At 73.7% G+C, this 14089-nt stretch carries 13 protein-coding genes and 1 tRNA gene; 3 read left to right on the top strand and 11 right to left on the bottom strand.

Features of this window, described 5'->3' with window-relative positions:
* Nucleotides 1-74: 74 nt before the first annotated feature.
* The 4 genes from F7Q99_RS15900 to F7Q99_RS15885 form a co-directional block, all read right to left on the bottom strand.
* Entirely contained in the window at nt 75-1583 is a 1509-nt protein-coding gene (locus F7Q99_RS15900; RefSeq protein WP_153462142.1) for a penicillin-binding transpeptidase domain-containing protein, read from the bottom strand.
* On the bottom strand, nt 1583-2917 hold the full coding sequence (locus tag F7Q99_RS15895) for an FtsW/RodA/SpoVE family cell cycle protein (protein WP_326846718.1): 1335 nt from the start codon (nt 2915-2917) through the stop codon (nt 1583-1585). The genes F7Q99_RS15900 and F7Q99_RS15895 overlap by 1 nt, the downstream gene beginning before the upstream one ends.
* Before the next feature lie 203 nt (nt 2918-3120).
* Nucleotides 3121-3801, bottom strand: a complete 681-nt coding sequence (locus tag F7Q99_RS15890; protein ID WP_153462140.1) for an ABC transporter — start codon at nt 3799-3801, stop codon at nt 3121-3123.
* The gene (locus F7Q99_RS15885; RefSeq protein ID WP_153462125.1) at nt 3798-4640 is read right to left on the bottom strand and encodes an ATP-binding cassette domain-containing protein; all 843 of its coding nucleotides are present in this window, start codon (nt 4638-4640) and stop codon (nt 3798-3800) included. Before F7Q99_RS15885 ends, F7Q99_RS15890 begins: the two co-directional genes overlap by 4 nt.
* Nucleotides 4641-4843: 203 nt before the next feature.
* Here F7Q99_RS15885 and F7Q99_RS15880 point away from each other — a divergent pair, with 203 nt between their 5' ends.
* From F7Q99_RS15880 to F7Q99_RS15870, 3 genes are all read left to right on the top strand, one after another.
* The gene (locus F7Q99_RS15880; protein WP_326846717.1) at nt 4844-6163 is read left to right on the top strand and encodes a VWA domain-containing protein; all 1320 of its coding nucleotides are present in this window, start codon (nt 4844-4846) and stop codon (nt 6161-6163) included.
* A gap of 2 nt (nt 6164-6165) precedes the next feature.
* Nucleotides 6166-7059 carry a peptidase gene (locus F7Q99_RS15875; protein ID WP_230210232.1) on the top strand — a complete coding sequence of 298 codons (894 nt, stop codon included), beginning with the start codon at nt 6166-6168 and terminating at the stop codon, nt 7057-7059.
* A 92-nt stretch (nt 7060-7151) separates the two neighbouring features.
* Entirely contained in the window at nt 7152-7583 is a 432-nt protein-coding gene (locus tag F7Q99_RS15870) for a universal stress protein (RefSeq protein WP_153462121.1), read from the top strand.
* A 71-nt stretch (nt 7584-7654) separates the two neighbouring features.
* On the opposite strand, the gene F7Q99_RS15865 is transcribed toward F7Q99_RS15870, so the two are convergent.
* The 7 genes from F7Q99_RS15865 to moaC all read right to left on the bottom strand — a co-directional run bounded on the left by F7Q99_RS15865 (nt 7655) and on the right by moaC (nt 13982).
* Nucleotides 7655-9268, bottom strand: coding sequence for a DUF2079 domain-containing protein (locus F7Q99_RS15865; protein WP_326846716.1), 1614 nt, complete (start codon nt 9266-9268; stop codon nt 7655-7657).
* 1 nt (nt 9269) lies between these two features.
* Nucleotides 9270-10463, bottom strand: a complete 1194-nt coding sequence (locus F7Q99_RS15860; protein ID WP_326846715.1) for a glycosyltransferase 87 family protein — start codon at nt 10461-10463, stop codon at nt 9270-9272.
* A gap of 564 nt (nt 10464-11027) precedes the next feature.
* Nucleotides 11028-11101 (bottom strand) — tRNA-Ala (locus F7Q99_RS15855).
* A gap of 80 nt (nt 11102-11181) precedes the next feature.
* Nucleotides 11182-12171: a divisome protein SepX/GlpR gene (sepX, locus tag F7Q99_RS15850; protein ID WP_326846714.1), complete on the bottom strand. Its 990-nt coding sequence runs from the start codon at nt 12169-12171 to the stop codon at nt 11182-11184.
* A gap of 149 nt (nt 12172-12320) precedes the next feature.
* Nucleotides 12321-12929 (bottom strand): GNAT family N-acetyltransferase, encoded by a 609-nt coding sequence (locus tag F7Q99_RS15845; protein ID WP_326846713.1) that lies wholly within the window; start codon nt 12927-12929, stop codon nt 12321-12323.
* 14 nt (nt 12930-12943) lie between these two features.
* A complete protein-coding gene (locus F7Q99_RS15840; RefSeq protein ID WP_153462116.1) occupies nt 12944-13447 on the bottom strand; it encodes a MogA/MoaB family molybdenum cofactor biosynthesis protein in 504 nt (167 codons plus the stop codon).
* A 34-nt stretch (nt 13448-13481) separates the two neighbouring features.
* On the bottom strand, nt 13482-13982 hold the full coding sequence (gene moaC / locus F7Q99_RS15835) for a cyclic pyranopterin monophosphate synthase MoaC (protein WP_326846712.1): 501 nt from the start codon (nt 13980-13982) through the stop codon (nt 13482-13484).
* Nucleotides 13983-14089: the final 107 nt, after the last annotated feature.

The following is a 14089-nucleotide window of genomic DNA, read 5'->3' as shown; positions in this document are numbered from 1 at the left end:
CAAACCGGACACTTCGCAAACGGCGCATCTGCCGCCGGGCGGCTAACGCCGCAGCTCAGAGGCGGTGGGCGGGATCACCGCCCGAGCACCGCCTGCATCACCGAGCGGGCGATCGGCGCCGCCAGGGCGCCACCGGTGACGTCCGTGGCGTCGCTGTCCGCGATCACGACGGCCACCGCGACCGGCGGCACCGCGTCCGAGCCGGCCGGCTTCGCCCAGGAGATGAACCAGGCGTACGGCGTGCCGCTGTTGTCCACCCCGTGCTGGGCGGTGCCGGTCTTCCCGCCGACCACCGCGCCGCCGATCCGGGCGCCTCGGCCTGTGCCGTTGTCCACCACGTCGGTCATCAGCCGCTGCACCTGCCCGGCCACCTCCGGCGTGATCGCCTGCCGGTAAATGGCCGGTTTCATGCGCCGGACGACGGTGTCGTCGCTCCTCGTCAGCTTGTCCACAAGCTGTGGACGCATCACCGTGCCGTTGTTGGCGATCCCGGCCGCGACCATCGCCATCACCAGCGGGGTGGCCGCGGTGTCGAACTGCCCGATCGAGGAGAGCGCCACCTGCGACTGGTCCATCGTCGTGTCGACGTTGGACCGGGCCGGCCGCACCGGCATGTCGAGCCTGGCGTCGTTGAAGCCGAAGCCCTCGGCCATCGCCACCACCCCGTCCTGCCCGGTCTGCACCCCGAGGTAGCCGAGAACGCTGTTGCAGCTGGAGACCATCGCGGTGTCCAGCGACAGCCCGGGCCGGTCGCAGGCCGTGGTGTCGTTGACCAGCGGCGTCGTCGTGCCCGGCAGGACGTACGGGTAGGGCGCCGCGGTCGGCGCGTCGACGTCGGTGACCACCCCGCTGGCCAGTGCGGCGGCGGCCGTCACCACCTTGAAGGTCGAGCCGGGCGGGTAGGTCTGCCGCAGCGCCCGGTTGAGCATCGGCTGGTCGGCGTCGCTCTGTAGCCGGTTCCAGGCCGTCTGGTCGGCCGACGAGGAGCCGGCGAAGCTCCCCGGGTCGTACGACGGGGTGCTCGCCAGGGCCAGGATCCGTCCGGTGGCCGGCTCGATCGCGGCGACCGCGCCCTTCTGGCTGCCGAGCCCGCGCATCGCGGCCTCCTGGGCGGCCCGGTCGAGGGTGGTGTAGACGTCCCCGCCGGGGTTCTGCCCGCGGCTGACGGCGTCCCAGACCGCCCAGCCCGCCAGCCGGCTGTCGGCGCCGGTCAGCAGGTCGTCCTCGATCCCCTCCAGCTGGGTGTTGCCGTACCCCTGCGAGGCGAAGCCGGTGACGGCCGCGTACAGCGGGCCGTCGGTGTAGGTGCGCTTGTAGTCGTACCGGCCGCCGGTGCGAGCCGAGCCGGTGACGGTATCCGCGCCGACCAGGATGTTCCCGCGCGGCTGCGAGTACCGCTCGACGGTGAGCCGCTGGTTGGCGGAGTTGTGGTCGAGCCGCCTGGCCTCGAACACCTGCACCCGGGTGGCCTGGACGCACAGCGCCGCGATCAGCAGCAGGCAGAAGGTGCCGGCCCGGCGGCCGGTGACGGAGATGCCCGGCAGCCCCTGCGGCCCGTTCCCGCGGGGACGGATGCGCGCCATCAGGCCTCCCCGGGGGCCGGCCGGCGGGCGATGTCGCTCATGCGCACCAGCAGCGCGACGATGATCCAGTTGGTGACCACCGAGGAGCCGCCCTGGGCGACGAACGGCAGGGTCATCCCGGTCAGCGGGATCAGCGCCAGCACCCCGCCCGCCACCACGAACACCTGCAGGCCGACGATCGCGGCCAGCCCGATCGCCAGCAGCCGCCCGAACGGGTCGCGCAGCGCGATGCCCGTCCGGAACCCCCGCGAGATCAGCAGCGCGTACAGCAGGAACACCGCGACCAGACCGGTGAGGCCCAGCTCCTCGCCGATCGTGGCGAGGATGAAGTCGGACTTGGCGGCGAAGCCGATGAGCGCCGAGTGTCCGTTGCCCAGCCCGGTGCCCAGCTCCCCGCCCCAGGCGAAGGCGAACAGCGACTGGGCGATCTGGTTGGCACCCTTGCCGGCCGCGATCGAGCCGAGCGGATCCAGCCAGTCGGTCACCCGGCTGTGCACGTGCGGCGAGAGCCGGCCCACCGTCACCGCGCCGGCCGCCGCCAGGACCAGCCCGATCGCGATCCACCCGGTGCGCGCGGTGGCCACGTACAGCAGCACCACGAACAGGCCGAAGAACAGCAGCGAGGTGCCGAGGTCCGTCTCCAGGACCAGGACGCCGACGAACGCGGCCCAGATCAGCAGCACCGGCCCGAGCACCCGCCCGCGCGGCAGCCGCAAGCGCCACACCCGCCGCCCGGTGAGCGCCAGCGCGTCCCGGTGCACCGCCAGGTAGGCGGCGAAGAAGACTGCCAGCAGGATCTTGGCGAACTCCCCCGGCTGGAAGGAGAGCGGTCCGACGACGATCCAGATCCGCGAGCCGTACACCGGCGGGAAGAAGATCGGCAGCACCAGCAGGACCAGCGCCACCAGCGCCCCGAGGTATGCGTAGCGCTGGAGCCTCCGGTGGTCGCGCACCACCAGCACCACCGCGACGAACAGCGCCACCCCGAGGGCGGACCAGAGCAGCTGGGCGGGCGCCGCGCCCGGGACCGAGGTGGCCCGGTCGAGCCGGTAGATCACCACCAGCCCGATCCCGTTGAGCAGCACCGCGATCGGCAGCAGCACCGGGTCCGCGTACCGCGCCCGCCACCGGACGACGGCGTGCGCCAGCAGGGCGAGCACGCCGAGCGCGGAGCCGTACTCGGCCGCGCCGGCGGGCACCGTGCCGTCCAGGTCGACGCCGACCTCGACGTAGCCGAACACGGCGAGCAGCACGGCGGCCAGGACCAGCACGAGTTCGGTGGTGCGCCTGGTCGGCACCGGCCGGTCGGGCGGCCGGGTGGCGGCTCGGGTCACGACGGAGGTTGTCGCCACGGACCGTCCCGGGGGTCGCGGCGCCGATTGCTCACTGCGGGTCCTTCCGACGCGTCGGACGTGGGGCCGGGATCGGGCATCGGCGCGGCGGCACCCGGGCCCAGGTCGTCACCCTAACGAGCGCTATCCGTATATACGGGCTCTTCGATGCGGTGTGTCCGCTATTGCCCGGCTCCTCCGCCCGGTCACTCCGGGCGCCGCCCGGCCAGCAGCGCCGAACCGGCCGCCGTCACCGCCAGCAGCCCGGCGGCGAGCAGCAGTTCGAGCCACGGCGTGCCGACCCGGCCGGTCCGGTCGGCGTCGGCCAGGCCGCGCACCGCCGCGTTCGCCGGCGAGCCGGGCGCCACCAGCACCGCCGTCGCGAGCGCCAGCGCCACGGGGATGCCGTACGGCGCCCGCGTCAGCACCGGCCGGTTGCACAGCGCCCCGACCAGCACCCCCAGCAGCACGCAGACCACCGAGGCCAGCAGGCCGGCCAGCAGCGCCGGGCCGGCCTGCGGCTGGTCCACCTTCGGGTTGGCCACCGTGCCGCTGAGCCACCAGAGCGCCGACACCTCGCCCACCGCCAGCACCACCCCCGCCGTCGACGCGGCCAGCAGCGCGCCCAGCTGGACCCGGAACGGCCCCGCCGCCGCGACCAGGCAGGCCCGCGAGGCCGGCGGCTCGGCGTTCAGCGTGCTGCGGACGTACCAGGCGCTCACCGGCAGCAGAGCCCCCGCGCCGTAGCCGAGAGCCCCCAACAGCGGATCACCTGCTGTCACCCCCACCACCAGCATTAGCGCGTACGCCAGGAACGGCGGCAGCCAGCCGTGCCCGCGCAGCAGCAGCTCCAGGTGGTACCGAGCCAGTGCCCCGACCTGCCTCATCGCTCCTCCTCCCGGCGCCGGACGGCCAGCACCCGGACGGCCGGACGCCCGGTCAGCAGATGGCGCAGCAGCGCGTCCGAGTGCGCCGCCGCCACCGTGAGGCGCACCGCCGTCCCCGCCAGCGCGGTGAGCTCCGGCGCGCCGGGCAGCCGGCCCGGCAGCGGGCCGCCGTCCGGGACGTCCACCTCCACCTCCATCAGCGCGCCGCCGACCGCCACGGCAGGCTCCTCCGCGAGCCGCAGCGCGCCGTCCGTACCGACCCGGTAGGCGGCGGTGGTCAGCCCGGCCAGCCGCGCCGGGTCGTGGTCGACGAACAGCACCGCGCCGCCGGCCCCCGACCGCTCGGCGGCGGCCTCGTCCAGCACCGCCCGGGCCGCCGGGTCGAGCCCGGTCCAGGCCTCGTCGAGCAGCAGCACCGGCGCGTCGGCGAGCAACGCCTGTGCGACCGCGACCTTCTGGCAGGTGCCCTTGGACAGCCGGCTCAGCGGGGTGCCCGCCCGGTCCGCGATGCCGAACCGGTCCAGCCACTCCCCGGCCCGGCGCCGCGCCTCGGCGGCCGAGAGCCCGTGCACCCGGCCGACCCGCAGCAGATAGGCGGAGGCGTCGAACGGCAGCGCCGGCGGGAACCGTTCCGGTACGTACGCCGCAGTTCCCCGCCGCACCACCCGCCCGGCGCTCGGCCGCTCGATCCCGGCGACCAGCCTGAGCAGCGTCGACTTGCCGGTGCCGTTCGCCCCGGCGATCCGCACCAACTCCCCCGGCCGGACGGCCAGATCGACCCCGCGAAGGATCCACCGCCCGCCGCGCCCGTACCGCTTCCCGACGCCCGCCAGCTCCATTCCGCCCCTCTCCACCGGATTCGAGTGAAGGCTAACCACCGCGCATAAGCACAACGTGAGGCGTTCGTGCACCGCGTGAGGCGTTCGCGAGCCACCACCAGCGCGGATCCCCTACCCCCGCACGGGAGTTCACGCCGCTGCACGGCCGATCACCGACCGGACTCGTTGGCCATGGCGAACTGATGATCCCTAGGATCTGCCGCGTGACTACCGGACGACGACCAACGACCAGGCTGGGCAGCCTGCTCGCCGCCGCGGCGATAACCGGCGCCTCGCTGCTCCTCGGCCTGCCCGCCCACGCCGACGAACCCTCAGGCGGCTCCGCCGCACCCAAGGAGGCCCCCAAGGTCGACCTCGTCCTGGACGTCAGCGGTTCCATGCGGATCACTGACCTTCAGGGCAAGAGCCGCATCTCGGTGGCCCAGCAGTCGCTGGGCGAGGTGATCGACGCCCTGCCCGCGGAGACCGACTTCGGCATCCGCACGCTCGGCGCGAACTACCCCGGCGACGACAAGACGCAGGGCTGCCAGGACAGCAAACAGCTCTTCCCGGTCGGCAAGACCAACAAGGTCGAGGCCAAGACCGCGATCGCCACCCTGCGCCCCACCGGCTGGACCCCGATCGGCTTGGCGCTGCGCGGCGCCGCCCAGGACCTCGGCAAGGGCGAGGGCACCCGCCGGGTCGTGCTGATCACCGACGGCGAGGACGACTGCGCCCCGCCGGACCCGTGCGACGTGGCCCGCGAACTGGCCGCCCAGGGCATCCACCTGGTCGTCGACACGCTCGGCCTGGCCCACGACGACAAGACCCGCCAGCAGCTGCTCTGCATCGCCAACGCCACCGGCGGCACCTACACCGACGTCCGCAGCCAGGACCAGCTCACCAACAAGGTGAAGCAGCTGATCGACCGCAGCGACGACACCTACACGGTCAACCCGGTCAAGACCGCCGGCACCGACAAGTGCGAGAGCGCCCCGGTCCTCGCCCCCGGCGTCTACAGCGACCGCGAGAAGTTCTCCGAGCACCGCGTCTACAAGGTCCCGGTCAAGTCCGGCCAGGAGCTGCGCGCCTCGGTCAGCGTGTCGCTGGACCGGGCGGTGGCCCGGGACTACGGCGTCCTGCTCCAGGCCACCAGCGCGACCGGCCAGGAGCTCGTGCGCGGCACCGACGCGGACAACGGCCGCAATGACGTCATCTCCACCGGCCTGCGCTGGTCCACCAGCGACTCCAAGGGGTACGTCACCGCGACGCCCACCGCCTCGGCGAGCGCCAAGCCGGAGACCACGGTCTGCCTGGTCGTCAGCAACTCGCTGGCCCCGCAGCCCGGTGTCCAGGCCGACCCCGGCCTGCCGCTGGAGCTGACCGTGGACCTCGCCTCCGCCTCGCCCGCCCCCGAGGGTGCGGCGATGGGCCTCGGCCGCGGCTGGATCCTGCTGCTCACCCTCACCGCCGCCGGTCTGGTCTTCGGCCTGCTCTTCGGCTGGATCGCCCGTTGGCGGATCGCTGTCTGGCGGGAGAACTGACCATGCCCAATCCGATGATCCGCCGCACCCTTCGCGGGGCCCTCGCCGCCGCGGCCCTGCTGCCCGCCCTCGCGCTGGCCGCCCCGACCGCGTCCGCCGCCTCGCCGTCCCCCTCGCCGAGCGCGAGCGGCACCCCGGCCCCGGCGACCAAGGCCGGCACCTCCTTCCTGACCGCGGTCAACCTCTCCCCCGGCCAGGACGCCAACGTCGCCGCCTCCACCGGCGACTACCTGTACTGGGCGTTCGGCGCCTCCGAGGGCCAGACCCCGACGATCGGCCTGACGGTCAACCTGGCTGCCGGCACCGACCGGCACGGCCCGCAGACCTGGACCGTCGAGGTCTTCGACGGGCTGCGCCGCCGCCAGGCCTGCACCGCCGGCACCCAGAACGCGACCGGCGACCAGAACACCACCACGCTCTCGCTGAGCTGCACCCTGCGCGAGGTCCGGTCCTGGGCCGAGCCGTGGTCCGGCGACCCGCTGCCCGGCACGTACTACGTGAAGCTCGCGGTCACCGACGCCCCGCAGCCGGACCTCGGCCTCGCCGCCGCCGTCCAGCTGCACGTCGGGGCCAAGGGCAACGCGGACAACGCCCAGCCGGAGGGCGGCGAGCTCAAGGCCCCGCTGGTCCCGCCGGCCGGCGGCGGCGCGAGCACCGCCAAGGCGGCGGCCCCGGTGGAGCCCGAGGACCACTGGTACACCGGCTGGTTCTCCGGCTGGAACAGCCGCTGGTACTGGACGATCGGCGGCGGCGCGCTGGCCGCCCTGGCGGGCGTCCTGGGCTACAACCTGACCCGCCACCCGCGCGGTCACCGCCCGGCCGGCTACGGCGCGGCGGTCCCGCCGCAGGCGGCCGCGCCCCGGCCGGGGCCGTACACGGGCTCCGAGCGCCCCTGACCCACCCCGCCCCACCCCGGGGGCCGGCCGGATCCGCTCCGGCCGGCCCCCGGCCGTTTTCGCGGCCGCCGCATCCGTCCTACGCTCGATGCATGGCCCGGCAGCCCGACGGCAGGATCGTGGTCGGCGTGGACGGCTCCCCGCTGTCCCGCGCCGCCGTCCACTGGGCGGCCCGGGTGGCCGGACTCACCGGCGGCCCGCTGGAGGCGGTGGCCGTCTGGGACTTCCCCAGCGTCTACGGCGAGCACGGCCTCGTCCTGCCCGCCCTGGACGGCTTCGGGCCCGAGCGCCGCGCCGCCGAGATCCTCGACGAGACGCTGGCCGGCTGCGCCACCGCGCTCGACGTCCGCCGCCGTCTCAGCGCCGGAGCGCCCGGCCCCGCCCTGGTGGCCGCCGCCGAGGGCGCCGCGCTCCTGGTCCTCGGCAGCCGCGGCCGCTCCGCCCCACCCGGAGCCGCCCTCGGCACCGTCAGCCAGTACTGCGTCCACCACGCTCCCTGCACCGTGGTGATCGTCCGGGACTGACCGTCAGTTCTCCGCCTGCCCGCCCCGTGCCGTGACACTCGCCGACTCCCGTGCTGCGACCGACCGTTACGTCAGCCGCGGAACAGGTTGTGACCCACGTCGGACGGGACCTTGTCCTGGATCGGCGTGCTGTCCGGTCCCGGCACGTGCTCCCCGGGGATGGGGTCGGTGCCCTCCCGGTGGAGCAGGACCACCCCGCCCTCGGCCCAGATCTGCCGGTACCCGTGGTCCAGCAGCAGCCGGATCCGGTCGGCCTGCTGCCGGTCCGTGGCGAACGGGAACGACCGCTTGTCGGACCTGGTGAGCACGTACTCGCGCCCTCGCGGCGTCTCGTCCACCAGCACCACGTCCGTCCTGGCGGTCAGCCGCGGCGCGATCTGGTTGTCCGCCTCGACCGACGCGCCGTCGGGAACGAGCGCGGCCGCCCGCACCAGCGCGGCCTCGCTCGGCTTGGGCTGCCAGGAGGACGGCACGGCGAGCTGCATCAGCCCCATCGGCACGGCGACGAGCAGCGCGCAGCCCGCCGTCGCCAGGCCCAGCGTGCGGGCACGCCGAGCGGTCCGTTCCTCGGCGGTCAGCCTGCCCAGCACCTCGATGGCGGCGGTGAGCAGGATCGGCCAGAGCATGGAGTCGTAGTGGCGGGCGATCGACCAGTGGTTGGGGTTGCTGGAGAGGATCCGCTCGGTCAGCAGCGGGACGGCGCACAGCACGGTCGCCGACCGGAGCGGCAGCAGGAACATCGTGCCGAAGAGCCAGAGCAGCAGCAGCGGCTTGAGCGGCTGGTCGAAGGCCGCCTGCACCAGCAGCAGCGGGTCGTGCAGCAGGTTGCGAAGCGCACCGCCGGCATCGGGGCCGAGCGAGCCGTAGTTCCAGTAGTAGCCCGGCTCGCCGCCCATCCCGGGGATCAGCCACCTGATCGCCACCGCCGAGGCGAGCGGGCCGCCCAGCAGCAGGCCGATGCCCGTGAGGCGGCCGGCGCGATCCTGCGAACCGCGGGTCCGCAGCAGCAGCACCAGGCCGTACGCCCCCACCATGAGGCCGAGGTCCTCCTTGGTGCAGCAGAGCAGGACGGCGGCGAGCACCACCGTGCCGTACTTCCGTGCGAGGCCGCGCTCCAGCATCAGCAGGGTCAGGGGTACCGCGAAGGCGACCTCGTGGAACCCGACTCGGGAGGCGACCAGCAGCGGCCACCCGAGCGCGTAGGCGAGACCGGCCAGGTCGGCGGCACGGCGGGCGGTCCTCGGCTCGGCGAAGGCGAAGCTGTGGGCGGTGATCCGCCGGATCAGCGGCACGCCGGCCGCGAAGAGCAGGGCCTGGCCGACGATCAGCGAGCGCGGGTCGTCCCAGATCCAGTACAGCGGCGCGAGCAGCGCCAGGACCGGCGAGAAGTGGTCGCCCAGCAGGGAGAAGCCCGCCGGGAACTCGTGGTGGTAGCTCTTCAGGGACGATACGGGCAGCCCGAAGTGGGCGTACCCGCGCACGCCCTGGTCGAAGATGCCGAGGTCGAAGCCGCCGAGCGCCACGGACGCCCAGCCCTGCATGCCGATCGCGCACATGACGACGAAGCAGAGGACGCCGAGCAGCACGGTGCGCCGGGCCGGCCTGAGGGCGAGGGCCGGGGAGGGCTTCCGGACACCGGGTGCGGCGACTACCAGCGGCGGTGCGGATTCTGTCCGAGTGGTCACGTCAGATCTGATTCGTCAGTGCGGCGTCTTGGTCGGTCCTGCTGTGCGGGACGGTCCATTCTCCAGTGGCCCCGGTGTCGGCCGGACGCCATGCGCGGTACAGCCGCAGCCCCATGACGACGAGTACGGCGATGCCCAGGGGCGGGTAGATCGAGCCGGGCAGCTGCCAGAACCAGGCGACGCCGCGCCCCCACCGGTGGGGCGCGGTCCACATGGCGTGGGAGCAGAACACCACCAGCGTGACGCCGAGCAGTACGCGGCGCGCCCTGGTCCTGGCCTCCACGGCCAGCAGCGCGATGAGCGGGATGCACCAGACCCAGTGGTGGGTCCAGCTGATCGGCGAGACCAGCAGCGCGGTCAGCGCGGTGCAGACGGCGCCCCAGGCGTCGGCCCGGCGCAGCACCCGGGCGGAGCGTCCGGCCAGGACGGCCACCGCGAGGCCGAGCGTCCCGACGACGGCGGAGGCGGCGACCCCGACCAGGCCCGGGTCGTTGACGTCGAGCAGCCGGCAGACGGCGCCGCGGAGCGACTGGTTGTCCATGAGGACGGTGACGCCGACCCGGCTCGGGTCCCAGAGGTACCTGGTCCAGAACCCGTAGGAGGCCTCGGGCAGCACGAGCCAGCCGATCAGACCGGCCGCGAGGAACGTGCCTCCCGAGACCAGGGCGGCCCGGATACGGCCCGTCAGGAGCAGGTACACCGAGAACAGGCCGGGGGTGATCTTGATGGCGGTGGCCAGGCCGATGCCCACGCCCTTGAACCGGTTCCGGTCCGACCGGGTCAGGTCCCACAGGACCAGGCACAGGATGCCGAGGTTGACCTGGCCGTACTGGAAGGTGGTGTAGACCGGCTCCAGCCAGACGCCGAGGCCCGTCGCCAGCAGGACGGCGGCCGGACGGTGACGTGCGCGCGGCCATCCGATCAGACGGAGGGAGAGGTACACGGCCAGGGCGAGCAGGCCGAGGTTGAGGAGCATCACCAGGACCCGCAGGGTGCTCACGTCGAACCAGGTGCTCGGCACGAAGAGCATCGCCGCGAAGGGCGGGTAGGTGGCCGGCAGGTCCCATCCGGGCAGCCGCATCGCGTACAGGTCCTCGCCGCGAACGACCGCGGCGCCCTCGGCCCGGTAGACGAGCATGTCGACCATGGTCGCCCCGTGGAAGTGCCGCACGACGGCGAACACCGCCAGTGACACCGCCGCCCCGCAAGCCGCTACGATGGTCCAGGATTCCGATCTTGCCGGTGCCGGGGCGCCGTTCGGCTCGTCCGCCTGTGCCTGCCGTGCCCACCGTTGAAGACCGAACGCGCGCACCGCGATAGCACCCCGTTGAGTTAGACCAGATCGTTCCGTCGTCAGCGTCTGGGCCCACCCACCATAACCGACCCCTCTGAGGCCGACCGCGACTCGGCTCACTCCGGCGGTCAGTGTGACGTAACGCCCATACGAATCGTCCGGTCGCACGTCCCAGCGGACGCCATCGCCCTCCTCGCGCAGCCACCTTGAGGGTCTCTACGAGCGCGCGAAGAACGTCGCTGCCTAGGCCCTGTTCGCCACAGTCCAGCTGACGGCCGAGAACCTGCGCACCACCCAACCGGACCCGGCCGCCCGCCCGGTGGCACCCGACAGGGGATGTGGCCTTCCCCACAGGCCCGCGGCCGGTTCGACCGGACCCGCAAAACGCGAAATCCCGCCCGGAGTTTCCTCCTGGACGGGATTTCGTGAGCCGGTCACGACCGAAGTAGTGACCGGCTCGTTGGGTGGAGCTGAGGGGATTCGAACCCCTGACCCCCTCGATGCGAACGAGGTGCGCTACCGGACTGCGCCACAGCCCCAACGAGAAGAAACTCTAGCACCTTTCAGAGGGGGCTCGTGACCACCCCGGATCGGGGGCCCGATCCGGGGCCGGGGCGGGTCACTCGTTGGCGGCGCGCGGACGCGTCTCGGGGGCCGGGGGTTCGGCGTACTGGTCGAAGAGCGGGGTGCTGCGGGCTTCGGCCGGGCGGCCCGCGGTCCAGGTGCCGGGGGCCGACAGGTCGAGGCCGCGGGAGACCCGGGGGGCGACCGGCGCGGTGACGTAGGTCGGCAGCGGGACGGGCACCGGCTCCCAGGAGTCCGGGCCGGCCGCACCGCGCTCGCGCATGCCGTCGACCCACTCCTCGTGCTCGGTCGCCTCCGCCACCGCCGAGGCCGACGGCGCGGCGGCCGGGGCCTCCTCGGGCTCGGTCGCCAGCCGCAGGTGCGGGCGACGCCCGGCGTCCGCCTCGACGACGGCCGGGGCCGGCGCCCGGGCGGTGACGGCCTCGGCCCCGGCCTCCTCGTCCGCCCGGGCCTCGGAGCGCTGCTGCTCGCGCTGGCGCAGCCGCTCGGCGGCCTGAGCGGCCCGGGCGCGGTCGAGCTTCACCTCGTACCGCTGGCGCTCCAGCTTGCGCAGGTGCCCGATGTACAGGGTGAGGAGGACCGCCGGGACGGCCGGGACCCAGAGGAAGGCCAGTCCGGCCACCGCCGCGACCACCGCGCCGAGCGCGAAGGCCAGGAAGAGGGCGGTGACCATCCGGCGCCGGCGGGCCAGCAGCCGCGCCCGGCGCTGCGCCCCGGCCCACGGGGCGGCGGCCGGGTGCTCCACCGGGGGTTCGGCCTCCGGCGGCGCGGGGTCGCCGGAGGCCGCCTCGTCCCGTTCGGGAGGGCCGTCGTTGCTGTGCTTGTCGTCACGCGGTTCGTCGCCCAGGGCCCGGGCTGCCCGCCGCTCCAGCGCCGAACGCCCGGCCAGCAGGCGGATGGCGGTGCTGAAGCGTTCCGTCGGGCGCGCCTCGTTGAGCTCGTCCTGCCTGCGGAGCCACATAGGCACCAGATAGGCGGCCCAGGCCCCTACGATGACGGCGTAGATAAGGCCGCTACTGCTCACGATTCACACCGTACGGGCGCCGGGAAGGCCTGGCAGCAATTTGGCACGGCGTGTCGTGTGATCAAGCTGATTCTCCGACTATTTTGCCGGCATTTGTGACCGTCCGTCGCCACGCCGATGCCATATCGATATTTCATTCGAACATATATTCAATTACCTCGGCTGTACCCGGAACTGAGCGACCGCCAGCGGTCCAGCATCCCCTCGGGGACCTCCTCCGCGGTCAGCGCGTACACGAGGTGGTCCCGCCAGTCCCCGTCGATGTGGAGATAGCGCGGGCGCATTCCCTCCGAGCGGAAACCGAGCTTTTCCACCACCCGGCGGCTCGGGCCGTTCTCCGGGCGGATGCAGACCTCGATCCGGTGCAGTCCGAGGTTGCGGAAACAGTGGTTCACCGCGAGCGCGACGGCGGTGGGCATGATGCCCCGCCCGGCCACCGCCTCGTCGATCCAGTAGCCGACGTTGGCCGAGCACATCGAGCCCCAGGTGATGCCGCCGACGGTCAGCTGGCCGACCAGTCGGCCCTCGTGGAGCACGACGAAGGGCAGCATCCGCCCAGCCGAGGCCTCGCCGCGCAGGAAGCGGACCATCTGCCGGAAAGTCGGGCGCGACCCGGCGGCCTGGCCGGCCGGGCCGGGCGGCACGGTGGCCTCCCAGCGGCGCAGCCAGTCCCGGTTGCGGCGGCTGACCTCCTGCCACTCGCGCTGGTCGCGCGCCCGGATCGGGCGCAGCGTGACCTGCCCCTCGTGGAGTTCCACCGGCCAGCCGGCGTTCAGTGCGCTCTCCCGGAAGCCGGTGCGTCGGGCCGGGGGTGGTCCCCGCCGCCGAGCTGGTCGACGGCGTGGGCGAGCAGCGGCTCCAGGACGGCCAGGCCGTCCCTGACGCCGCCGGTCGAGCCCGGCAGGTTGACGATCAGGGTGCGTCCGGCGAGGCCGGCCAGGCCGCGCGAGAGGGCCGAGGTCGGCACCTTGTCGCGGCCGTACGCGCGGATCGCCTCGGCGATGCCGGGGACCTGCCGGTCGATCACCCGGGCGGTCATCTCGGGGGTGAGGTCCATCGGCGAGATTCCGGTGCCGCCGGTGGTCAGCACGACGTCGTAGCCGGCCGCGACGGCCTCGCGCAGGACGGCCTCCACCGGCTCGCCGTCGGGGACGACCCGGGGGCCGTCGGCGGTGAAGCCCATCGCGGTCAGACCGGCCACCAGCAGCGGGCCGCCCTTGTCCTCGTAGACGCCGGCCGAGGCGCGGTTGGAGACGGTGACGGCGAGGGCCCTCATGCGCCCACCTCGCTTCGCTCGATGCTCAGTTCGCTCATTCGGCCACCTCCGGCGCGAACCAGTCGCCGCTCTTGCCGCCGGTCTTGCTGAGCACCCTGACGGACTCGATGGTGGCGGCCTTGTCGACCGCCTTGACCATGTCGACGACGGTCAGCGCGGCGACCGTGACGGAGGTCAGCGCCTCCATCTCGACGCCGGTGCGGTCGGCGGTCTTCACGGTGGCGGTGATCTCCACCGCGTCGTCCGCGACCGCGAGGTCGACCTTGACGCCGGAGACGGCGATCGGGTGGCAGAGCGGGATCAGGTCCGGGGTCCTCTTGGCGCCCATGATCCCGGCGATCCGGGCGACTGCGAGGGCGTCGCCCTTGGGCACGCCCTCGCCGCGCAGCAGTTCGACCACCTTCGGGGAGACCCGGACCCGGCCGGCCGCGACGGCGGTGCGCGCGGTGGTGGCCTTCTCGGAGACGTCGACCATGCGGGCCGCGCCCTGGTCGTCGACGTGGGTGAGGCGGTCGCCGGGGGGAGGTGTCGTCACGGATGGCTCCAGGGGCGCGCAGGTCGAATACCGCGCTACCGTACAGCTCCCCCGGCCCGCCGCGTGGGAGGGGCCGGATCACGGGACGGGCGGCCCCGGCGCGCGGC

Origin of the sequence: Streptomyces kaniharaensis, from assembly GCF_009569385.1 — a bacterium.
GTDB lineage: Bacteria > Actinomycetota > Actinomycetes > Streptomycetales > Streptomycetaceae > Kitasatospora > Kitasatospora kaniharaensis.
The sequence above is the reverse complement of the archived record's forward strand: the minus strand, read 5'-3'. Positions and strand labels throughout refer to the sequence as shown.

What these genes read in the sequence shown, in the direction of transcription:
- F7Q99_RS15870 (WP_153462121.1), top strand. Translation starts at nt 7,152, where the DNA reads ATGGCCCGGCAGCCCGACGGCAGGATCGTGGTCGGCGTGGACGGCTCC.
- F7Q99_RS15900 (WP_153462142.1), bottom strand. Translation starts at nt 1,583, where the DNA reads ATGGCGCGCATCCGTCCCCGCGGGAACGGGCCGCAGGGGCTGCCGGGC.
- F7Q99_RS15885 (WP_153462125.1), bottom strand. Translation starts at nt 4,640, where the DNA reads ATGGAGCTGGCGGGCGTCGGGAAGCGGTACGGGCGCGGCGGGCGGTGG.
- F7Q99_RS15875 (WP_230210232.1), top strand. Translation starts at nt 6,166, where the DNA reads ATGCCCAATCCGATGATCCGCCGCACCCTTCGCGGGGCCCTCGCCGCC.
- F7Q99_RS15890 (WP_153462140.1), bottom strand. Translation starts at nt 3,801, where the DNA reads ATGAGGCAGGTCGGGGCACTGGCTCGGTACCACCTGGAGCTGCTGCTG.
- F7Q99_RS15840 (WP_153462116.1), bottom strand. Translation starts at nt 13,447, where the DNA reads ATGAGGGCCCTCGCCGTCACCGTCTCCAACCGCGCCTCGGCCGGCGTC.